Raw genomic sequence first — 22,400 nt, forward strand, 5'->3', positions numbered from 1 at the left:
TCCTTCATCGGAAGGGCCTCTTATGGCTATGTGTTAAATTACCCAGTCCCAAAATTCGCCGTTTGCGGCGTTTTGTGAAAGTCCTCCGCTGAATTCAAGCGGGGGATTTTTTACGCTTACGGTCGTTCCGGCGGATACGGAGCTTAAAATAAAGGAGTTGCCGCCTATCGTCGCGCCGCTGCCTATTACGGTGTCGCCGCCTAAAATAGTAGTGCCCGAATAGATGGTCACGTTGTCGCCGATGGTTGGATGACGCTTTACGCCGCGAAGAAGCTGTCCTTTTCTCGTGGACTTTGCGCCTAACGTTACGCCCTGATATATCTTTACGTTGTCGCCTATTTCGGTGGTCTCGCCGACAACTATGCCCGTGCCGTGGTCGATGAAGAAGTATCTTCCTATAGTTGCGCCGGGGTGTATGTCAATGCCCGTCTCGCTGTGCGCATACTCGGTCATTATACGCGGTATCATCGGCACCTTTAAAAGATAGAGCTCGTGCGCTATGCGGTAAACGGTTATTGCAAAAAGGCCGGGATATGAAAAGATTATCTCGTCGGTGCTCGTTGCGGCGGGGTCGCCGTTGAAAGCCGCCTGCACGTCGGTATTAAGATATTCGCGTATTTTCGGTATCTGCGACAGAAAATCATAAACTATGCCGCCCGCTTCCGAAAAAAGCTCTGCGTAGCTCTTGTCGCCGTGCGCGCCGCTGCTTCCCAAAGCGCGCGCTATCTGCCTGCGAAGATTATACTCTATAAATTCTATTTGATCGCCGACTGCATATTCAATGTAGTCGGAGCGCGTCTTGCTTATCTCAAAAAAGCCGGGGAAGAGAAGCTTTCTCACTTTTTCAAGCACCTCAATTATTATCTGCTTATTGAGAATGTTTTCGGCGTCCAATCGGCATATGGGCTTATATTGTCCGTAGCTTTCCAAAATCGCGTCTACAAGCTTTCTCGTGTTGTTCTCCATAATATTATTTACCTCGCAGATGATTATTGTATTTTAGTCTATTGTATCATTATGCGGATATCCGCGCAATTCGTTTTTTGAATATGTTTCATAATATTTACGCGGGAGTGTGGTTTTATGATATACTGTTAGTTGAATGCGTATATCGGTGACGAAAGGAGGCTTTTTATGAGAAGAACGGTGATAGGAATGCTCGCGCATGTTGACGCGGGAAAAACGACTCTGTCCGAGGCGATGCTCTATCTTACGGGCACGATACGAAAGATCGGGCGCGTCGATCACGGCAATGCGTTTTTTGACAATTTCGCGCTTGAACGCGCGCGCGGCATAACGATATTCTCTAAGCAGGCTTCTATTGTTATAAAAGACCTCTGCGTCACGCTGCTTGACACTCCGGGGCATGTTGATTTCTCTGCCGAAACGGAGAGAACGCTCGACGTGCTTGACTGCGCCGTGCTGCTTGTAAGCGCGTCGGAGGGCGTTCAAAGCCATACGCTCACACTGTGGAATCTTTTGAAAAAGCGCGCCATACCGACTTTTATATTCGTAAATAAGACGGACGCAAGCGAGCGCACGAAAAGCGAGATGCTCTCGGAGCTTTCAAATAAGCTTGGCGGCGTGTTTTTCGACTGCGAGGCCCCCGACCTTGAAAGCATTGCCGTTTCCTCGGAAAAAATGCTCGACGAGTACCTTGAAACGGGAAAAATATCAAAAGCTGCGATAAAAGCCGAAGTAGCGGCAAGAAATGTATTTGCGTGCTGCTTCGGCGCGGCGTTAAAGCTAACGGGCGTCGATGCTCTTATGCAGGCGATATACGATCTCGCGCCCGAAACGCAAAAAAAAGACGGCTTTGGCGCAAAAGTATTTAAAATATCGCGCGACGAACGCGGAGCCAGGATAACTCATATGAAGATAACGGGAGGGAAGCTAAAGGTACGCGATACGCTGAGCTTAGACGGCCGCGAGGAGAAAATAACGCAGATAAGAATATACTCAGGCGCAAAATTCACGACTGCCGACGAGGCTGAAGCGGGCCAGATCGCGTCCGTGCTGGGGCTTAATTTCACTTATCCCGGCCTTTCGCTGGGATGCGAGGAGGAAAGCGCCGCCGCTGTGCTTGAACCCGTTATGACATACAGCGTTCTGTTCCCTCCGGACATAAACGTTCACGATGCGGTCGAAAAGCTCATGCAGCTTTCGGAGGAGGATCCGAAGCTGGGTCTTGTGTGGGACGAAAGTCTAAAGGAGCTTCGCGTACAGATAATGGGCAGCGTGCAGCTTGATATCCTTAAAGAAGTAATACACGAACGATTCAATATTAACGTGACGTTCGGCGCCGGCAGGATAATTTACCGCGAGACGATAGCCGCGCCTTCGGAGGGAGTCGGTCATTACGAGCCGCTCAGGCATTACGCCGAGGTACATCTCATACTTTCGCCTTTGCCCGAAGGCAGCGGCCTCATATTTGACAGTGTCTGCTCCGAGGATGATTTAGACAAAAACTGGCAGAGGCTCATACTTACTCATCTTAGGGAAAAACGCCATAAAGGCGTGCTTACGGGCTCAGATATTACGGATATGAAGATCTCGCTTGCATCGGGACGCGCAAGCGTAAAGCATACGGACGGCGGCGATTTCAGAGAGGCGACGTACAGAGCCGTAAGGCAGGGCCTTATGCGCGCCGAAAGCGTTCTTTTGGAGCCGTGGTACGATTTCAGAATAGAGCTTCCGCGCGAAAGCTTGGGCAGGGCTTTAAACGATCTTGAGCTTATGGGCGCGAAGGTGGACGCGCCGGACGCTTCGGCGGATCACGCCGTTGTTACGGGGCAGGCCGCCGTATCGAAAATAGGGGAATATCCCGACGAGCTTGCATCTTTTACGCACGGCCTCGGACGCATTTTTCTTTCGTTCTGCGCGTACCGCCCGTGCGTTGAGCCGAAAAAGGCCATAGCATCGGCAGCCTACGATCCGGAAGCTGATATATATAATACAGCCGACAGCATCTTTTGCGAGGGCGGCACGGCTTTTTTGGTAAAGTGGAACGAGGTAGAAAAATATATGCACCTTGAGAGCGCGCTTTCTCAAAAAAAGCCAAAAAGTACACCCGTAAGGCCGAAAACTTATACGAAACGCGACTTTTCCGACGATGAACTTATGGCCGTGTTTGAAAATGTTTACGGCCCAGTGAAGACTGACCGTTATCTTGCAATGAAGCCGACAGAGAAGAAAAAAGAGTCGGACGCTCAAAAATACGTTTCAAAGAATAAAAAAAGCGGCCCGGATTATCTTTTGGTGGACGGCTACAATATAATCTTTGCGTGGGACGGACTTCGCGCCGTATCGGAAAGAAGCATGGACGCCGCCAGGGAGACGCTTATCCGCATAATGCAGAATTACTCGGCGTATAAGCGCCAAAATGTCATTCTCGTTTTCGACGCGTATAAGGTCAAGGGCGGCGCCGAGCATATGACGAAGCACGGGAATGTGACCGTTGTTTTCACAAAAGAGGCGCAGACTGCCGATCAATATATCGAAAAGACGGCGGGCAGGCTCTCAAAGGAGCATAACGTGAGAGTAGCAACGTCAGACGGACTAGAACAGCTTATAATTTTAGGGCAGGGCGCGCTTAGGATACCTGCGTCTCAATTTGAAGCCGAGGTGGCAGGAGTAATGATGGATATGCGCGGCCATTTAAGCGATAAAAAGAGCGCGCCGCTGAGAATTAGAGATCTGTTTGAAAAAGAGTAGGGAGCGTTTTTTACATTGAGGCAAGCTCCAAAAACATATCGGCGGCTGCGGGAATGATATTATCGTTAAAATCATATTCCGAAGTGTGAAGCGCGGGATACTTCCTGCCGTTTCCGATATAGAATATGGCTCCCGCACATATTTTCGTATAGCAGCCGAAATCCTCAGACGCCATCCACATATTATCCATCTCTTTTACGGAAAAACCGCGCTTTTTTGCGGCCGTAATAACTTTTTCTATGCATTTTGGGTCGTTTTTCGTTTCGGGGAAGGAGTCGGAGCGTTCGCTTTTAAGAACGAGCCCCTCGCTTTCAGCTAAAGACGAGGCGTATTCGAGAAGCGTTTCTCTTGCGCGGGCAAGATCGCTTTCGTATTCTGCTCTCAGCGTAAGCTTAAGCTCTCCGTATCCTGCAGATATGCCGAAATCGCCGCTTCCGACTTTTATTCCCACTACGGTACACGTGAAGAAGCCGGTGTTATCCCCGTTTAAAAGAGACTGTGAATAAAGCGCAAGCTTTGAAACGGCGAAAGCCGGATTTCTGCCAAAACCCGGGTCGCTTGCGTGCGACTCCTTTCCGATAAGCTTTATGATAAGCCCCTCCGAGGCGGGTTGAGTAAGACCGTTTCTGTATATTATCTCTCCCTCCTCATAGCCGCCAAGATTATGAAAAGCGTATATTTCCGTTATATTCTTTTCTGATATAAGCTTTGAGCATATCGCGGCGCCGAGCCCCGTTTCCTCGGCAGGCTGAAATATAAGATAAACCGTGCGGCTTAACTTTGCGCGCTCAAGCTCGAGCGCCAAGGCGCACAGCGCGGCGCAGTGGCCGTCATGTCCGCATTTATGCGAAACGCCTTTTGTGGTCGATGCATAGGGGATATCGAGGCCTTCGTGAATAGGCAGAGCGTCCATATCGGCGCGGAAAGCGACGGCGCCCGCAGCCGCATCAGATCCCTCTTTTACGGCGTAGAACCAGCCGCCGCAGTCTACGGTCTTAAACGACGTATTTTCCGAAATGAAGCGCATAAGCGTTTTTACGGTGTTATGTTCTCGCATCGAAAGCTCCGGATATTTATGAAGCGTATGGCGGAGCATCACGCATTTTTCAAAATTTTCAATATTCACTGTGAAATAAACGCCTCCTTCACCAAAGAATAATATATCATAAAACGCCGGCTCTGTGTTGAAAGATAAATATTGTTGTGGTATACTGTAAACAAACGTGATCGGATATAAATACCTGCTTTTGCGATATGCATACGTTAAAACAGGGTATGGACGAATGCGGCCAAGGCACGAAACGGAGGCTTGGGCATTTCGTCAAAATAAGCTTAAATAAAAATAAATACAGAGGAGTTATTATTATGCTGTCTTTAGATGCTTTGCGCGCGTTCGGCGCTAATGTTGACGAAGGAATGAACAGATGCATGAAGAAGGAGGACTTTTATTTCAGACTAATAAAGCTTGCCGTAAACGACAAGAGCTTTGATAATCTTAAAAATGCGCTGGAACAGGGCGATTTTAAGGCGGCTTTTGAGGCCGCTCACGCGCTGAAGGGCGTAATGGGTAATTTGGCGCTCACTCCGATATACGAGCCCGCAGCAGAGCTTACCGACCTTTTGAGAGCGCATCAGCCCGTCGAGTATAAGGAGCTGCTTTCTTTGATAATCGCAAAGAACGACGAGCTTAAGCTTTTGATAGAACAGTGATATTTAAACAATAAAATACGCCTCGTTTGTTCGCGTTTGCAAATGAGGCGTATTTCTTTTATATTCGCATTTTTGGGGAAAGCCGAAGTATCGATCATGTTTTTTGGGTCATCTTCATATACTGCCTGTAAAGCGGATACTGAGTGTTGCCGGGCACTTCGGGAAACATGAGCTTAGGAGCGTCCGAGGCGGGGACCCACACAGCCTCGTCAACTTCGGAAGAAAGCGTAAAGTCTTTCTTTTTAGTAAATCCGATAAAGCCGTGCATAAGCTGGTCTCCCATAGGGAACCAATGAGTGCCGCCGTATTCCAGACGCTCTATTTTCAGCCCCAGCTCCTCGTATACTTCTCTTACGGCAGTTTCCTCGGCTGATTCTCCCGGCTTCATATATCCGGCGACATACGTCCAGTACTCGTGCGAGATGTACCCCTGGCGAAGCATGGCCATCTCGCCGTATTCGTTTGCGACGAGGACTATTGCCGCGCTTGAAAATCCGTCGAACCAGTACTTGGAGCAAGAATAGCAGTAGGGAACGGCTCCGTCGTCGCCGGCCTTTTTGTCTTTCAGTTTGGTCCCGCATATGGGACAGTAGTTATAATGCATATTGCACGCCTCATTTTCTCATTTTTTAACCGGAAATCAGGTACAATTGCCCGCTGCTTTTAAAAGCGGCGGGCAATTCATAGTTTTAAAATACTTATTTTTTTGCGTTGTTGGCGCGCTCCAGCCATACGTCTGCAATATCCATAGCAGAATATATGCCGGGCTTTTCAATGCGTTTCACTATCTTATCTTTTGGCTTTACATTTTCATCGGTCATCACGAGCTGAACGGATACCTTTGAGGCAACGTCAAGATCGCCCACTTTTTTTGATTCCAATACCTGCATCACGATTACGTGGGGATCGGTCATGTTTCCGTAGTATATCGTATTGTCACAGCGTACAAACGGTTTGCCCTTATAATATAAAAAATCATCTTTTGCTTTCTTTTTTTGAGCCATCATAAGCCTCCTTTTTTGACTTTTAGTAAACAAAACACGAAAAACGAGACTGCCCCGCGTTTATCATTTGCGGGGCAGAGCGCTTTAAAATATTATTCGTCGAGGTACGACTGGACAAGTATATGAAGCAGCTCGTCTCGGTCGATCTTCCTTATCAAACTGCGCGCGTTATTGTGATTTGTGATGTAAGTCGGATCTTCTGACAGGATATAGCCCACAATCTGATTTATCGGGTTGTAACCTTTTTCTCTCAGCGCATCGTATACCGACGTCAGTATACGCTTTAATTCGTCTTCTCTCTCTTCTTTGATTGAAAATTTAATAGTATCGTTCATCACTGCCATCACCTCTGTCACCTCTTTTAGTGATTATATCACGCTTAAGTGCAACTTACAAGCAAAAATACAGCGATTTATGTTACATTATTATTACAATTTACAAAAATTAACTACGAAGCTCAACGCCGAGATCCTTTGAAAGCCCCTTGAGTATTTTTGCAACGACTTCATCGGCGTTCTTATCGGTAAGCGTTTTTTCTCTGTCGCGGAGTATGACTGAATAGGCCATGCTCTTTTTGCCTTCGCCTATCTGCTTGCCCTCGTAAACGTCGAACAGCGTTACTCTTTCCAAAAGCTTTCCGGCGTACTTCTTTATTACGGTCTCAACATCTCCCGAAAGCATACTGCGCTCCGTAACGAACGCAAGGTCGCGCGTTATCGCGGGGAAACGGGGAAGCGGATTATACGAGATATTCTTCTTTGAATACCTGTATGCGGAGGCGAGATCTATTACTGCGCAGTAAACAGGCTTATCTATACCGTAATTTGCGGCAACGCGGGGATGTATTTCTCCGAGCACGGCAAAATCTCTCTTGCCGACGCTGTATGCTGCCGCGCGTCCGGGATGGAAAACGGGATCGTCGGTCATGGGGCGTATCTGCGCGCCTCCGACGTGCAGGTTTGCAAAAAGACTCTCGACTATGCCTTTAAGATCAAAGAAATCGCCCGTAAGAGTGCCTATAGTTATTTTCTTTTGTTCGTCCGGAAGCTTCGTTTCGTCCTCGTTCTTAATATATACGTTGGATATCTCAAAAAGCGAAGCTTCTGTATTCTTAAAGTTATAATTCCTTGCGAGCGCGTCGAGCATTGAGTGGAGCGTGGTGGTACGCATAACGCTCGTGTCCTCGCCTAAGGGGTTCGATATTTTTACCGTGTCGCGCAGCTTATCGTCTGCGGGTATCCCCAGCATATCGAACGCTTTGGGGCTTATGAATGAATATGTGAATATCTCAAAGCAGCCGTTCGACAGAAGAACGTCCGCAGCCTTTTTCTCAAACTTCTGAACGGGCGTAAGCATCGCCTGACTGCCTGAGCCGGAATAAAGTGTGGAAGGTATCTTATCGTAGCCGTAAATGCGCGCCACTTCTTCCGCGATATCTGCCCAATGAGATACGTCAGCACGGAAAGAGGGAACATATATGTCGTCGCCCTCTACCTTGAAGTCGAGCAGCTCAAGCGTTTTTACCATGTCCTCGCGCGGTATTTCGGCGCCTAAAAAGCGGTTTATCTTATCGGCGTCAAGCTTTACTGTCGCCGCGCTTTCCAAAACGCCGCATTCGTCTATGACGCCCGAAACGACCTTGCCCGAACCCGTTTCTTCAATAAGCGCGCACGCGCGCTCTATTGCAAGCTCGCACATATGAGGGTCAAGGCCCTTTTCAAAGCGCGACGACGCCTCGCTTCTTAATCCCAGCGTCTTTGACGTGGTGCGTATCGAGTGGCCGTTGAAGTTTGCAGCTTCAAATACTATAGTCGTAGTATCGTCGTTTATTACGCTGTGCTCTCCGCCCATGACGCCTGCTACCGCGACGGGCTTATCCGCATCGCAGATAACGAGCATATCGGGCGTAAGCGTGCGTTCTATCTCGTCGAGCGTAACGAGCTTTTCGCCTGCCTCGGCGTTTCTTACTATTATGTGTCTGCCGCCTATAAGCTTGTGGTCAAAGGCGTGCATCGGAATGCCCATTTCAAGCATTACGTAATTTGTTATGTCAACTATATTGTTTATCGGACGTACTCCCGCCATCGTGAGACGCTTTTGAATATAAGCGGGGGAGGGAGCTATGCGGACGTCCTTTACGACCTTTAGCATATATCTGGGACATAGGTCAAAATTTTTAACTTCCGCCGATATGTAATTATCTATATTGTCGTTTTCGTCGGGCGTGTATTTAAGGCTTGGAAGCTTAAACGGTCTTTTGAACGTAGCGGCGGCCTCGCGTCCTATGCCCGTCATGCAGAGGCAGTCGGGGCGGTTCGGCGTTATCTCAAATTCAACGATGACCTCGTTAAGACCAAGCGCGGTCTTAACGTCCTCGCCTACGGTGTAGCTGTCGTTAAGAATAAGTATGCCGTCCTCTATAGCGCCGGGGAAGTCCTCGACGCTCAGCTCGAGCTCGCCGACGGAGCAGAGCATTCCAAATGATTCGACGCCGCGCATCTTACTCTTTTTTATAGACTTTCCGCCGGGCAGCTTCGCTCCGTCGAGAGCCGCCGGAACTATGTCGCCCTCGCGCACATTAGTTGCGCCCGTGATTATCTGAACGGGTTCGCCCTTGCCTACGTCCATGCTGCATACTACGAGCTTGTCGGCGTTCGGATGCTTTTCTATCTTTAATATCTTTGCGATAACTACGTTCTGTATTGCGTCGCCCGTCGATTCAAAGGATTCGACCTTTGATCCCGACATAGTCATTGCCTCGCAGAACTCGCGCGCCTCTATATCTGTAACCTGTACGTAATCGTTTATCCAGCTTAACGGTGTTTTCATACTGCACTACCTCCAAAATTAAAACTGATTTAAGAATCTCAGATCGTTCTCATAGAAAAGCCTCAGATCGTTTATGTTGTATTTTCTCATAACGATGCGTTCAAGGCCTATGCCGAATGCGAATCCCGAGTATTCTTCGGGGTCAAGGCCGCAGTTGCGAAGCACATTGGGATGCACCATGCCGCTGCCCAAGATCTCTATCCAGCCTTCGTTCTTGCAAAGCGAGCAGCCCTTGCCGCCGCAGGCAAAGCAGCGTATATCCATTTCGGCCGAAGGCTCGGTGAACGGGAAGTTGTGCGGTCTGAACCTCACCGCCGTATCGTCGCCGTAAAGCGACTTTGCAAAAACTTCGAGCGTACCCTTTAAGTCGGCCATCGTAACTCCCTTGTCAACTACGAGACCTTCTATCTGATGGAAAACGGGGGAATGCGTGGCGTCGACCGCGTCGGAGCGGTAAACGCGTCCGGGAGCGATTATCTTTATAGGAGGCTTCATATTCTCCATCGTGCGTATCTGCACGGGAGAAGTCTGAGTGCGAAGTACTATTTTATCCGTAATATAGAAGGTGTCGGCCACGTCGCGCGACGGGTGGTCGGACGGAATATTGAGCGCGTCAAAATTGTAGTAGGTGTATTCCACTTCCGGCCCCGTAGCTATCGAGAAGCCCATGCCGAGGAATATGTCGTAGAGCTCGTCAAGTACCTGCGTAAGCGGGTTCTTTTTGCCTATAGCGTGAACGCGGCCCGGCATCGTAACGTCTATGGTCTCCGACTTAAGGCGCTGCTCTATAAGAAAAGCCGAAAGCTTTGCCTTCTTTTCTTCGATATCGGCCTCGATCTTTGCTCTTACTTCGTTCGCTATCTTGCCCATAACGGGGCGCTCCTCTGCGGAAAGCTGTCCCATCTGGCGAAGTATTGCCGTAAGCTCTCCTTTTTTTCCGAGATAGTTTATACGTATGTTCTCAAGCTCGGACGCGGTCTTGACTTTTTCAAGATCGCTTTTTACCTTCTCATGCATGCTAAGAAGCTTTTCTTTCATATTGCTTTCACCTCAAAAATACTTAAATATTTATTTGCTTTATATAAAAATAAAAAATCCCTATGCGCTTTGCACATAGGGGCGCATAAAATGCGCGGTACCACCCTGATTTTTCGCTTCGGTCGAAACTTTTGACGTCATAAAACGACTCCGCTTTAACGCAGCGCATACGGCCCGACCTACTTGCAAAGCAGCGTTCAGAAGGGCGACTCGGGCATGAAATTTCACAAAAGCGGCGAAAAAACGCTTTCAGCCGCGGCGTTTCATCTCTTTATCGCGAAATGCTTTTGCTTATATGTGCCGTCACAGTCGATATATTTATCTACAATATAATACTATTCTTTCTTTTGCTTGTCAACAAAAAAGCATCTGATTTTTACTGCGCCGCGTAAATTTGACGAACATGAATAATTATGATAGAATATTTTGAAATACACGCGCCGCCTTTTGCGGTCTGCAAGCCGGAGGAAACGTATGATTATCGGCGTAGGCATCGATCTCGTTGAAATAGCAAGGATAGAAAGGCTCATCGCAGATCCGCGCTTTCTATCTAAGGTGTATTCCGAAACGGAACGCGATTATATAAAATCGCAGGGAAAGGCGGCAGCTCAGAGCGCGGCAGGAATGTTCGCGGCAAAGGAGGCCTTTTCAAAGGCTTTGGGCACGGGCTTTTTAGGAATGAGCCTTGACTCTGTGTCGGTTGAGCATAACGAGCGCGGCGCGCCGTATCTCGTGCTTTCCGGCAAGGCCGCCGAAGCGGCAAAGATGCTTGGAGCAAAATTTTTTTTAAGCATAACTCATACCGATACTACGGCCGGGGCCGTAGTAATTGCAGAAAAGAAAGACTGATGGTCAAAGGGAGGCGTTTATATGTATATTGTAAGTCGGACGCAAATGAGAAAGATCGAGGGCGACGTGATACTCGGCGGCAGACTGTCCGGGTTCGATCTTATGCAGAACGCTGCCACGGGAGTTTTAAATCAAATAATGGAGCATTTTAACTCGGATGTGCGCACAAAGCAGATAGCGGTCTTTTGCGGCAGCGGCAACAATGCGGGAGACGGATACGTTATCGCCCATATGCTTTGGGAACGCGGCGCAAAAATAACCGTAGTAAGCGTGTCCGATCCTGCGCGTCTTTCGGGCGATGCAAAGCGCGCATATGAGCTTTACTGCCTTACCGGAATGGGGACCTACACCGTTTCCGAAATGAAGGGGAAGCTGCCCAAAAACTGCGTATGCATCGTTGACGCGATATTCGGCACGGGACTTAATAAGCCGCTTACGGGAGATCATCTTGCGGCTGTTGAATTGATAAACTCCTCGGACGCATACACTGTGGCCGTTGATCTGCCAAGCGGCATAAACGCAGATACGGGACAGATAATGGGCGGCTGCGTGCGCGCCGACCTTACCGTTACGTTCGCTTTTAAAAAGGTCTGCCACGTTACGTATCCTTGCATTGACAATATGGGAAAGCTTGTGATATGCGATATAGGCATAAAGCGCTCCGACGTTGACGCCGCTTCGATGAAAATATACGAAACGGACGATAATCTGATAGATAAGATCATTCGCCCGCGAAGTAAAAATACAAATAAGGGCGATTACGGCAGGCTTTTGGTCATCTCAGGCTCAAAAGGCATGACAGGTGCGGCGATACTTGCTTTGCGCGCTTCTTTAAGAAGCGGCGTGGGACTTGTCACTGCGGCTATACCGGAATCGGTATATCCCATCGCGGCCTCGAATATAATTGAAGCGATAGCAATGCCTATGACTGAAAATGCAGACGGTCATATTTCAAAAAACAACACAGACAGACTCGTTGAAAAATTTAAAACGCAGTCTGCCGTGCTTATAGGATGCGGAATGGGCAACTGTGAGGACACGCGCGAGCTTGTAAGGATCGCTGTAAGAAATTCGGGAAAACCCGTAATTATCGATGCCGACGGCCTAAATGCGCTTGCCGATGAGATATCCATACTTCAGAACAAATCATCTGACGTTATCCTCACGCCTCATCCGAAGGAGTTTGCCCGCCTTTCGGGCATGACGGTCGAACAGGTGGAGGCCGACAGAGCCGGAAATGCTCTTAGGTTTGCGGTTGAACATAACGTCACAGTCGTATTAAAAGGTGCAAGAAGCGTGACGGCTTCGCCCGACGGAATGATATATATAAATTCAACGGGCAACCCCGGTATGGCGACTGCGGGAAGCGGCGACGTTCTTGCGGGAATTATCGCGTCGTTCTGCGCGCAGGGGATAAGGCCGCTCGCAGCGGCGGTTGCGGGCGTGTTTATCCACGGACGCGCCGGCGATATCGCGTCGTCGTTTTTGGGCGAGTATGCGCTGACGGCTTCCGATATTATAAACAATCTGCCGAGAGCGCTTATAAGGTATGACAAATAAACGTTCTTGCGATCGATAATTTAAGTTTTAGAAGGTACATTTTTTTATGAAGCATAAAAATTCATTTTTAAAGCGCGTCTGGGCGGATGTAAGTCTTGACGATATTAAGCATAATTACGGCGTTATACGAAAAATAACGTCGCCTAAGACGAAGATAATGGCGATAGTCAAGGCTGACGGATACGGACACGGCGCGGTACAGACCTCGCGCGTGCTTTCGGACATGGGGGCCGATATGTTCGGCGTATCAAATCTTGACGAGGCGCGCCAGCTTCGCCACGGCGGAATTACTGCGCCGATACTTATTTTGGGCTATACGCCTTACGAATGTGCCGCGGAGCTTATCGAATATGACATAATGCAGACGGTCTATACATATGATGCGGCAAAGAAGTTTTCAGACGCTGCCGAATGGCTGGGGAAGAAGCTTACGGTACACCTGAAGATAGATACTGGCATGAGCAGGCTCGGAATGATGTATCAGAACAAATCGAGAGATGCCGGCGCGATAGACGAGGCCGAAAAGATATACTCACTGCCGGGGCTTTTGTTCAACGGGATATTTACGCATTTTTCCGGAGCCGATTACGACCCTGCGTTCACGCGCCGTCAGTTCGAGCTGTTCATGTATTTCTGCGACACACTTGAGAGCCGAGGCATAAACGTGGGGCTTCGCCACTGCTGCAACAGCGCGGGAGTTTTGAGCTATCCCGATATGCACCTCGATATCGTGCGTCCTGGAATAATCCTTTACGGCCTTCCGCCCGACAATAAGCTCGAGTCGATAGAAGAGTACGGCTTTCGTCCGGCTATGGAGCTTAAAACGGCGATATCGTATATAAAGTATATTGAAGAAAACACGCCCGTAAGCTACGGACGCATATATACCGCGCCTAAAAAAGTGCGCCTTGCTACTCTGCCCATAGGCTATGCCGACGGATTTTCACGAATATTTTCAAACGGAGCCGACGTGCTTATAAACGGACGAGCGGCAAGCGTTGTAGGGCGCGTATGCATGGATCAATGTATGGTAGATGTTTCGAATATCGAAGACGTGAGCACATCGAGCATAGTAACGATATTCGGTCACGACGGCGAACATTTCATTTCCGCCTGCAAGATAGCGGAATACCTCGGCACGATAGGATACGAGGTGATATGCCAGATAGGGAAGCGAGTTCCGCGCGTATATATCTTAAACGGCCGCGAAGCCGGATATTTGAATTACATAGAGGGCGGGATCAACTGACATTTCCATACAAGAGCTTATGGGGCACAGCGATCTACGACTTACGATGACGATTTATGCCGAGGCTCAAGACGATACGAAGCAAAAAACACTTGAAAAATACAATGATTTTGTTAAAGCAGAAGCCATTTGATTTACGACGATTTTTACGACATATTTACGACAAAACACCGTAAAGATAGAAAAAGATATATAAAGACATGTGTGAGCGGAATTAACTGACATTGACGCGCGTATAGATATTATGTATACTTGATCTCGAAGGCACATATATTACGGTGCCGTAATATAATATATCGGAGGCGCTCCCTGATGGATGAAAAAGTAAGGATTTATCTGGGTTTATCCAAGAAAACAGCGTCGGCTGCAAAAGAACTCGCTTTTGAGCTGGGGCTTACAACGGAGGAAGTTATGGAGCTTCTTATAGAGCGCTCGCTCTTCGAAAAAAAATTATCCGCAAATGAGAAAAACATGATTAAAGGGTATATATATATGGGTACAATAAATACACAGATGGCAGACGAGGCCATCGCCTTCGACAATGAAGCGTTGAGCGCATCGGAGGAGTATTTATCCGGAGTGTGAATATTGTGATAGTCAGAAGAGGAGAAATATATTACGCGGACCTAAGTCCCGTTGTAGGAAGTGAACAGGGCGGCGTAAGACCTGTCGTCATCGTGCAGAACAATATCGGCAATAAATACAGTCCTACTGTCATTGCCGCGGCAATAACTTCACAGATAAACAAAGCAAAGCTGCCCACTCATATAGAGATATCAAAGGAAGAGTTCGGGCTTCAAAAGGATTCTGTCATATTGCTTGAACAGATAAGGACAATAGACAAACGCAGGCTCAAGGAAAGGATAGGTAAGCTGGACTTGGAGCTTATGAAGAAAATAAATACGGCGATAAGTATAAGCTTCGGTTTAAACGACGAGCCGTAGTATAAATGTCAGGAGGTATAAGCCCATGAAAAAAAGAAAAAGAATAGCCGCACTTGTCATCGCAGCCGTGATCTTTGCATCGCTGGCAGCCGGATACATAGTTCTGGCCGACGCCGGAAGCAGCGATGACCCGCTTGTGAGCCTAAGCTATCTTACAGGCGTATTTAAGCAGGATGTGCTGTCCGACGTAGATAAACGCATTGACGCAAAAGTGGCAGATGCCGTTGCTGCATCGGGATCGTCTCAAGGCGCTTCTGCCTCCGACGCATACAAAGCAATAAAGGTTTCGCGCGGACAGACGATCTTGGGAGGTGAGGGATCACAGGTGATCTTAAGAAGCGGCACCGCCGTCTCCGTATGTCCCGGAGAAAACGGTCTCGCAGATACAACGGGAGGAATAGACCTGCCCGGCAATATAAGCATTTCTCCCAATCATGTTTACATAATCCCAAGAGAGGACGGACGCGGCATAAGAATGACTTCGGACGGATATATAATGATAAAGGGCAGTTATAAAGTCGTAAACTGACGCATTTGCGAATAAGTGTATCAAAAGTCTCATAAGTATTTATGAGGCTTTTATTTTTTTTGCGGAAGGACGATGTTTATGTATATAAAAAAGTATCTGCAGCTTTTGGGAGAGAAAACGGGAACGGTGAAATATGAAGCCGACAACAAAGGCACGAATATTCATATAAGAATTACATCGGAAGTGGAAAATGTTCTGAGGGCTTATCTTACAAAAATCGGCGGAGCACATGAATATGCGGGCGTTCTGTCAGAAAACGGGGAGCTTATCTATGAAACAAAGTTGGTTTTTGACGGGATATGCATAACCGAGAAAAATAACGGACAAGAGCGGATATGCGCATCGGCATTTTTAAATGATGCGTATGAACAGAATTATGTCGTAAATCAATTTGCCAAAAGAACGCAGGAAAGTCGTGATGAGTTATTAAGTGATAATGAAGAGGCCGACATATCTGCCCAAAAGGCGGCAAAAAGCTACAGCGACAGCAGCTCAATAACTTTTCATATAGCGTCAGAAGAAAACGGCGACGCGGCGGTGAACACCTCAAAAAAGCCGCTGCCTTCGTCTGAAGCGAAAGACAATGACGAGGATGCAGACTTTATAAAGGCGCTTGGCGCGCTTGCGCTGCTTATTCTGTATCTTGGAGAGCAGGAAGATGTTTCTTGTCAGGATCTTACTCCTAATATATGAATAAAACGTGCAGCAGCGAACGAGTATGAGGACAGGCGCCTAAGATTTACATCGCTGCTGTGCGCGCAGACACGTATAGTATCAAATTTCGAAACGCCTGTGATATGGGCTATAACAAGGCTGTGATAAAACCGGCCGTATTCATCGCCCAGCTGAACTATATCGCCTGTCATCGCCCGATGCGCCTCAGTCGTGATTGCGAAGGGGCCCGGTCCGTTGTTTGTCGTTATAAAATTATAAAAATATTCTACTCCGCTCCAGGAAGCCGTGCGGTCGTCTGATGATATATAATACCAGCCGTATACGGGAGTAAAATTCATTGTTTTGCATCCGGCATATACGCTTTGTGATGCAAAATTAGTGCAGTCGCCGCCGAGATCGTCAAATGCAAAGTATCGGGGATTCCTAAGATATGCCCATGTCATGGCATACTCTGCGGCGGCAGCACGGTCATATTCTGTTACTTTCAAAGAAGCCACCTCCGTGGTATCATATGCACGAAGATGATAAAATGTAAAAACAGACCTGCCGCATTGGCGACAAGTCTGTTTAACGGAAAATGTTTTATCTGTTGACATATACGGTTATGGCTGCATTTACCATAACTATCGTTTCGCCAACTCCGAACTGGGGAGCGTTGGTGCCCCTTACCGTAAGTCCGCCTTCTACGATCTCAAGGTCAACGTATTTATAGGGAGGAAGCTGCGCCAGTACCTTGTCGCGATCCACCTTGTCCGCAAACGGGGAACAGATCTTTACTTCCACCTTTACATTCTCCAAAAAGTTTTCTATCTCAAGGGTTTCGCCCAATCCTGTGAGACAGCAATGCGATACGGCGTCCTTAACGGCTTTCTGAGCCGCTTTGGTTACATCGATGCCGTGTACGTCTACGCCGGTACCGAATTCAATGATAAATCTTTTCCAAGCCATAAAAAATACCTCCGTAAATTTTAGTAATTTCAATAAATATTTGCCTCTATATATTCTGATACTAACATATTCATAAGGATTTATCAACATCTTTGATAAAAATAAGCCTTTTAAAACAGCATTTTTAGATATTTTTTCCTGTAACGAAATGTTTTATATTGAAAAAAGGCGTACATATATTTATAATATTATATATAATTTTTTAAAAGAACGGAGATGGACATACTGTGACAAATAAAAAATACGAGAATTACCTTCTTGAAGTAAAGGAAAATGTAGCGATATTTACTATCAACAGGGAAAAGGTACTGAACGCGGTGAGCGAATCTTGCTTCAGAGAGCTTTATGAATTCTTATGCGAAGCCGAGGAGGACCCCGAAATAAAAGTAATAATATTCACAGGCGCGGGGCGCAAGTCGTTTATCTCCGGAGCCGATATTTCCGGCTTTTCATCCGCAGGCACGCCGACGGCGCTTAAAACGAGATGGGCCGACCGCGCGGCAAATAAGCTGGAAACGTGCGCAAAGCCCGTTATCGCCGCAGTAAACGGATACGCTTTCGGCGGAGGATTTGAACTGTCTCTTGCATGCGATATACGCATAGCGTCGGAAAATGCGCGCTTCGGTCTGCCCGAGCCCAAGCTCGGTCTTATACCCGGACTTGGCGGCACTCAGAGACTTGCAAAGATAATAGGCGTAGGAAGAACAAAAGAGGTAGTTTTGGCAGGGCGCGAATATACGGGAAAAGAAGCGGCAGAGATAGGACTCGTAATGAAGTGCGTACCCTTGGACGATCTTATGGATGAGGCTATGGCTGTGGCAAGAAAGCTTATGACGCGCGCGCCGCTTGCGCTTGCAGTTGCGAAGAAGCTGATACTTCATTCGATGTCGGCAAATCTTGACGCAGGCCTGTATCTTGAGGCAATGGGATTTTCGCTTCTTATGACTACGGAGGACACGAAGGAGGGCACTGCAGCCTTCAGGGAAAAGAGAAAGCCGCAGTTTAACGGGAAATGATAAAGTAATTTTTATCATTTCGGATACAGCTTTAAAAGAGATGCGCGGTTAAGACCGCAAATCTCTTTTAATTTGCATTAAATTATATAAAATGTACACAGAAGCATGAAATTATTCAAGATTATTTATTAAATTTATGCAATATCACTATTGCAATATTGAAAAGTATCCGCTATAATAAGATTGTAGTTAAAATAACAAACTAAATTTTCAGACAAATATTATTAAAATACTATTGAGGAGGATCATTATGCAGACGAAAGAAGTTGTAATAGTAAGCGCATGCCGTACGGCAATAGGTAAATTCTGCGGCGAGTTTTCCGACATTCCGGCAAGAGATCTTGCAATAGCAGTAGGTAAAGAGGCAATAAACCGCGCAGGAATAAAGCCGGAAGATGTAGACGAGATCGTAATGGGTCAGGTATATACCTCTATGCAGGGCTCGCTTCCCGCACGTCAGGTTTCACAGCGCATAGGCATGACCCCCAAAAGCAACGCATTGAGCGTAAACCAGAACTGCGCTTCGGGTATGCGCGCTCTGGAAATTGCCTGCAATGATATACAACTCGGCAAGACCGATATAGGTCTAGTAGTAGGCGTTGAAAACATGACCCGCACTCCGTTCCTTCTTCCGAAGGCGCGTTTGGGCTACCGCATGGGCGGCATTCCTACGGGCGGCGGCGCAGAGCTTTATGACGCAATGCTTCACGACGGTCTTTACGATGAGCTTTCCGGCGGCCATATGGGCGTTACGGCAGAGAATGTTGCAAAGATGTACAACATTACCCGCGAAGAGTGCGACGAGCTTGCAGTACTGAGCCATTCGCGCGCATGCAAAGCTACCGAAGAGGGTAAATTTGACGAAGAGATGATACCGATCATAAAGACGTCCAGAAAAGGCGATAAGATATTAAAGGACGACGAGCATATGATAAAGGGCTGCACCATGGAGTCCATCTCGAAGTTAAAGCCCGTTTTCATAAAGGACGGCGTTACAACTGCGGCAAACGCATCCGGTATAAACGACGCAGCAGCGGCAGTTATCGTTATGTCGCTCGATAAGGCTAAGGAGCTCGGCATAACTCCCATGGCAAAGATGATCTACATCGCAGCAGAGGGCGTTCCGGCAGACGTTATGGGCCTCGGTCCCGCAGTTGCTATCCCGAAGTGCCTCGAAAAGGCAGGTCTTAAGTTTGACGATGTTGATTACTGGGAGATCAACGAAGCTTTCGCAGCACAGTTCATAGGCGTTGAAAGAAAGCTCGAAGCTGACTATGGCTACAAGCTCGATCGTGCGAAGGTAAACGCAAACGGCTCCGGTATCTCTTTAGGTCACCCGGTAGGCTGCTCCGCTCTTCGTATAATCGTTACCATGCTTTACGAGATGAAGAGACAGGATTATAAGATCGGCTGCGCATCCCTCTGCGTAGGCGGCGGTCCGGCTCTCGCATCGCTGTGGACCCGCGAGATCTGATCTAACCACTCCAAATGCATTTATTTCTCTCATAAATATTGTGTTTTTTAGATCGAGACGTCTTTCCGCGCCGTATTTGACGCGGAAAGATGTCTTTTTTAATAAGAATTATTTTCAAAAATATGTTTGATATGTTTGTTAATATTGCAAAATAAAAAAGTTTGACTTATAATAAAATCATAAAGCATAAATAATTTGGGAGGTATATTAAATGAGTAAAGCATTGGGCAACGTTGTTGTTGTTGCATACGGGCGTTCCCCTGTCGGAAGGGCGTATAAGGGATCGTTAAAAAATCTTCATCCGGTAGATTTAGGCGCTCAGGTCTTAAAGGGCGTTTTGGCAAAAGTGCCTAAGCTCGATCCTAAAGATATTGACGATATCATCGTAGGATGCGCTCGTCCGCAGGATTTCCAGGGCAATAATATCGCGCGTCTTGTTACGCTGCGCGCAGGCTTACCCGTATCCGTTTCGGCGCAGACTATAAACCGCTTCTGTTCGTCGGGTCTTCAGGCGATAGCTACTGCAGCGAACGCGATCGCCGCAGGTCAGGCCGACGTTGTCGTTGCAGGCGGCGTTGAGATGATGTCGTATATGCCTTCCATGAAGGCGGGCTCCACAAGCAAGACCGTTTTTAACGAGTGGCTTGCGGAGAATATCCCCGGCGTATATATGCCGATGGGCATAACTGCAGAGAATGTTGCTGCACAGTACAACGTATCGCGCGAAGCTATGGACGAGCTTGCCGTAGCAAGCCACAAAAAGGCAGCGGCAGCACAGGAATCTGGAAAATTTGATGAGCAGATAATCCCGATAGAAGCAATAGACGATGAGGGCAAACCGATAACCGTTACGAAGGATGAAGGCATACGCCCCAATTCCACCGTTGAAAAGCTCGCGGCGCTAACTTCGCCGTTCAAAGCAGACGGTAAAGTAACGGCAGGCACCTCTTCGCAGACGTCCGACGGCGCAGGCTTCGTTGTGCTTATGTCAAAAGAGAAGGCAGACGAACTTGGGCTTTCGCCCATAGCTAAGTTTTTGGGCTTTGCAACGGGCGGCGTTGAGCCTCATGTTATGGGTCTTGGTCCTATAGCAGCCGTACCGAAGGTATTCAAGATCACAGGTCTTTCCATGAAGGACATTGACGTTATAGAGCTCAACGAGGCGTTCGCGGCACAGGCTATCCCCGTTATGGACGAACTCTCGATGCCCCGCGAAAAGGTAAACCCGAACGGCGGCGCTATGGCTATGGGTCATCCTCTGGGCGCGACCGGCGCGATCCTTACCTGCAAGGCTCTTTCCGAGCTGAAAAGAACCAACGGCAAATATGCGCTTGTAACGATGTGCATAGGCGGCGGTATGGGTGCTGCAGGCATATACGAGATGTGTTAAATAAAAAATGACGGCAGGGTTATGCCGTCATTTTTTTAAAGCTGTTGAAGCTTTTTTAAATACGTGGTATAATATGATCAACAAAAACATAAGGAGGACTAATTATGGGCATCTTATCAAGATTCGGCGACATTCTTTCGGCAAACGTTAACGCGCTTTTGGACAAGGCGGAAGACCCTGCAAAGATGATAGATCAGTACTTAAGAGAAGCTACTGAGAACTTAGAGCAGGTAAAGAACGAGACTGCTACCGTTATTGCGGAAGAAACGCGCACGAGAAGACTTATCGATGAAAACGACAAGAATATCGCAAAGTATCTCGATCTGGCAGAGAAGGCGTTAAAGTCGGGCAACGAGGCTGACGCAAAGGCTTTCATTTCCAAGAAGCAGCAGCTTGAAAGCAACGCTACTTCGCTTCAGAAGTCTTATGCCGTTGCAAAAGAGAACGCAGACAAAATGCGCCAGCTTTATAACAAGCTCAATTCCGATATTGCAGCTTTACAGGCTCGCCGCGATACCGTTAAGGCAAACGTTGCCGTTGCAAAGACGCAGGAGACCATCAACAAGATCGGTTCTTCCGCAGAAGGCGTAAAGGGCGCGCTGAGCGACTTTGAGCGCATGGAGCGCAAGGCTGAGCAGATGCTCGATACGGCTAACGCAAAGGCAGAGCTTGACGCAGTAAGCGATGTTGACGCGCTTGCGGCAAAATATACCGACTCGTCGGTAGATACTTCCGTTGACGATGAGCTTGCCGCTATGAAAGCAAAGCTTGGTATCTGATATATTTTGATCAAACATTAAAACGGGGCTTTTAAAAGAGCCCCGTTTTATATTTTATACAAAAATTCTCTTTGATTTTGTTATATGCAGCGCATTTGACAAAGCTTTTTTCATGTTATATAATAAAAGTGTTGACAACAGCGTCCTGCTATAATATATTAAGGAGAATACCATGTATAATGTTGGTGACAAAATAGTATATCCAATGCACGGAGCAGGTATTGTCGAAACGATAGAAGAACGCGAAGCTTTCGGTAAAACACAATCTTACTATATTCTTAAAATGCCTATAGGCGATCTGAAAATAATGATCCCCACCAATGCGGATTGTCTCAGCGGGCTTAGATATGTAACGGATAATATCAGTGTTGATGATTTTAAAGAAATCTTTTCAAGCGTCTCCGTAGACGACGAACCTAACTGGACAAAACGCTCACGTGACAATATGGACAAAATACGTTCGGGCGATCTTTATGAGATAATAAGCGTTGTAAAGGGGCTCCTTATGCGCGAATGTATTAAGCCGCTTTCTACAGGAGAAAAGAAGATACTTAGTCTTGCAAAGCAGATAATGTTTTCAGAGTTGATAATTTCCTTAGGGCTTTCCCAGGGAGAGCTTGAGGATATTATATATACCATTGTTGGCAGAAAGTGAAAAAATAGATTTAAAAGGCAATTTAACAAACGCGGCG

The 22,400-nt window shown here is 47.4% G+C and carries 23 protein-coding genes; 14 read left to right on the top strand and 9 right to left on the bottom strand.

All coding sequences use genetic code 11. The features are described from left to right. Positions 1–33: 33 nt before the first annotated feature. The gene (locus tag IJG50_07870) at positions 34–966 is read right to left on the bottom strand and encodes a serine acetyltransferase (protein ID MBQ3379760.1); all 933 of its coding nucleotides are present in this window, start codon (positions 964–966) and stop codon (positions 34–36) included. Positions 967–1,134: 168 nt separating this feature from the next. Between IJG50_07870 and IJG50_07875 the strand changes: the two genes are divergently transcribed. Next, positions 1,135–3,714, top strand: a complete 2,580-nt coding sequence (locus IJG50_07875; GenBank protein MBQ3379761.1) for a TetM/TetW/TetO/TetS family tetracycline resistance ribosomal protection protein — start codon at positions 1,135–1,137, stop codon at positions 3,712–3,714. A gap of 10 nt (positions 3,715–3,724) precedes the next feature. On the opposite strand, the gene IJG50_07880 is transcribed toward IJG50_07875, so the two are convergent. Next, positions 3,725–4,810 carry an amidohydrolase gene (locus IJG50_07880; GenBank protein MBQ3379762.1) on the bottom strand — a complete coding sequence of 362 codons (1,086 nt, stop codon included), beginning with the start codon at positions 4,808–4,810 and terminating at the stop codon, positions 3,725–3,727. Between the two features lie 269 nt (positions 4,811–5,079). Between IJG50_07880 and IJG50_07885 the strand changes: the two genes are divergently transcribed. Continuing rightward, on the top strand, positions 5,080–5,424 hold the full coding sequence (locus tag IJG50_07885; GenBank protein ID MBQ3379763.1) for an Hpt domain-containing protein: 345 nt from the start codon (positions 5,080–5,082) through the stop codon (positions 5,422–5,424). 94 nt (positions 5,425–5,518) lie between these two features. On the opposite strand, the gene IJG50_07890 is transcribed toward IJG50_07885, so the two are convergent. The 5 genes from IJG50_07890 to pheS form a co-directional block, all read right to left on the bottom strand. Beyond that, entirely contained in the window at positions 5,519–6,028 is a 510-nt protein-coding gene (locus IJG50_07890) for an NUDIX domain-containing protein (protein MBQ3379764.1), read from the bottom strand. Between the two features lie 94 nt (positions 6,029–6,122). Further along, complete coding sequence (locus tag IJG50_07895) at positions 6,123–6,428, bottom strand: hypothetical protein (GenBank protein ID MBQ3379765.1); 306 nt, start codon at positions 6,426–6,428, stop codon at positions 6,123–6,125. 92 nt (positions 6,429–6,520) lie between these two features. Beyond that, a complete protein-coding gene (locus IJG50_07900; protein ID MBQ3379766.1) occupies positions 6,521–6,766 on the bottom strand; it encodes an IreB family regulatory phosphoprotein in 246 nt (81 codons plus the stop codon). A 106-nt stretch (positions 6,767–6,872) separates the two neighbouring features. Continuing rightward, a complete protein-coding gene (locus tag IJG50_07905; protein ID MBQ3379767.1) occupies positions 6,873–9,257 on the bottom strand; it encodes a phenylalanine--tRNA ligase subunit beta in 2,385 nt (794 codons plus the stop codon). Between the two features lie 18 nt (positions 9,258–9,275). After that, positions 9,276–10,295 carry a phenylalanine--tRNA ligase subunit alpha gene (pheS, locus tag IJG50_07910; GenBank protein ID MBQ3379768.1) on the bottom strand — a complete coding sequence of 340 codons (1,020 nt, stop codon included), beginning with the start codon at positions 10,293–10,295 and terminating at the stop codon, positions 9,276–9,278. Between the two features lie 474 nt (positions 10,296–10,769). Between pheS and acpS the strand changes: the two genes are divergently transcribed. The 7 genes from acpS to IJG50_07945 all read left to right on the top strand — a co-directional run bounded on the left by acpS (position 10,770) and on the right by IJG50_07945 (position 16,119). Beyond that, positions 10,770–11,144: a holo-ACP synthase gene (gene acpS / locus IJG50_07915; GenBank protein ID MBQ3379769.1), complete on the top strand. Its 375-nt coding sequence runs from the start codon at positions 10,770–10,772 to the stop codon at positions 11,142–11,144. 21 nt (positions 11,145–11,165) lie between these two features. After that, positions 11,166–12,704 (top strand): NAD(P)H-hydrate dehydratase, encoded by a 1,539-nt coding sequence (locus tag IJG50_07920; GenBank protein MBQ3379770.1) that lies wholly within the window; start codon positions 11,166–11,168, stop codon positions 12,702–12,704. Between the two features lie 46 nt (positions 12,705–12,750). Next, positions 12,751–13,953 (top strand): alanine racemase, encoded by a 1,203-nt coding sequence (alr, locus tag IJG50_07925; GenBank protein ID MBQ3379771.1) that lies wholly within the window; start codon positions 12,751–12,753, stop codon positions 13,951–13,953. A gap of 312 nt (positions 13,954–14,265) precedes the next feature. Then, entirely contained in the window at positions 14,266–14,538 is a 273-nt protein-coding gene (locus IJG50_07930; GenBank protein ID MBQ3379772.1) for a hypothetical protein, read from the top strand. Between the two features lie 5 nt (positions 14,539–14,543). Continuing rightward, on the top strand, positions 14,544–14,897 hold the full coding sequence (locus tag IJG50_07935) for a type II toxin-antitoxin system PemK/MazF family toxin (protein MBQ3379773.1): 354 nt from the start codon (positions 14,544–14,546) through the stop codon (positions 14,895–14,897). Positions 14,898–14,922: 25 nt separating this feature from the next. Continuing rightward, positions 14,923–15,426, top strand: a complete 504-nt coding sequence (locus IJG50_07940) for a hypothetical protein (protein ID MBQ3379774.1) — start codon at positions 14,923–14,925, stop codon at positions 15,424–15,426. Positions 15,427–15,504: 78 nt separating this feature from the next. After that, a complete protein-coding gene (locus IJG50_07945; GenBank protein ID MBQ3379775.1) occupies positions 15,505–16,119 on the top strand; it encodes a hypothetical protein in 615 nt (204 codons plus the stop codon). Here the strand turns inward: IJG50_07945 and IJG50_07950 are convergent. After that, positions 16,095–16,697, bottom strand: a complete 603-nt coding sequence (locus IJG50_07950) for an amidase domain-containing protein (GenBank protein MBQ3379776.1) — start codon at positions 16,695–16,697, stop codon at positions 16,095–16,097. The two genes, IJG50_07945 and IJG50_07950, sit on opposite strands and share 25 nt — an antisense overlap. Further along, positions 16,684–17,049, bottom strand: coding sequence for a Lin0512 family protein (locus tag IJG50_07955; protein ID MBQ3379777.1), 366 nt, complete (start codon positions 17,047–17,049; stop codon positions 16,684–16,686). Before IJG50_07955 ends, IJG50_07950 begins: the two co-directional genes overlap by 14 nt. 227 nt (positions 17,050–17,276) lie before the next feature. On the opposite strand from IJG50_07955, the gene IJG50_07960 reads away from it, so the two are divergent. The 5 genes from IJG50_07960 (at position 17,277) to IJG50_07980 (ending at position 22,363) form a co-directional block, all read left to right on the top strand. After that, entirely contained in the window at positions 17,277–18,065 is a 789-nt protein-coding gene (locus tag IJG50_07960; GenBank protein MBQ3379778.1) for an enoyl-CoA hydratase/isomerase family protein, read from the top strand. A 250-nt stretch (positions 18,066–18,315) separates the two neighbouring features. Then, a complete protein-coding gene (locus tag IJG50_07965; GenBank protein ID MBQ3379779.1) occupies positions 18,316–19,539 on the top strand; it encodes a thiolase family protein in 1,224 nt (407 codons plus the stop codon). A gap of 211 nt (positions 19,540–19,750) precedes the next feature. Next, positions 19,751–20,929, top strand: coding sequence for a thiolase family protein (locus IJG50_07970; GenBank protein MBQ3379780.1), 1,179 nt, complete (start codon positions 19,751–19,753; stop codon positions 20,927–20,929). A 104-nt stretch (positions 20,930–21,033) separates the two neighbouring features. Beyond that, positions 21,034–21,708: a PspA/IM30 family protein gene (locus IJG50_07975; protein MBQ3379781.1), complete on the top strand. Its 675-nt coding sequence runs from the start codon at positions 21,034–21,036 to the stop codon at positions 21,706–21,708. Positions 21,709–21,880: 172 nt separating this feature from the next. Continuing rightward, positions 21,881–22,363: a CarD family transcriptional regulator gene (locus tag IJG50_07980; protein ID MBQ3379782.1), complete on the top strand. Its 483-nt coding sequence runs from the start codon at positions 21,881–21,883 to the stop codon at positions 22,361–22,363. Positions 22,364–22,400: the final 37 nt, after the last annotated feature.

The organism is Clostridia bacterium (assembly GCA_017405765.1).
Lineage (GTDB): Bacteria > Bacillota > Clostridia > Oscillospirales > RGIG577 > RGIG577.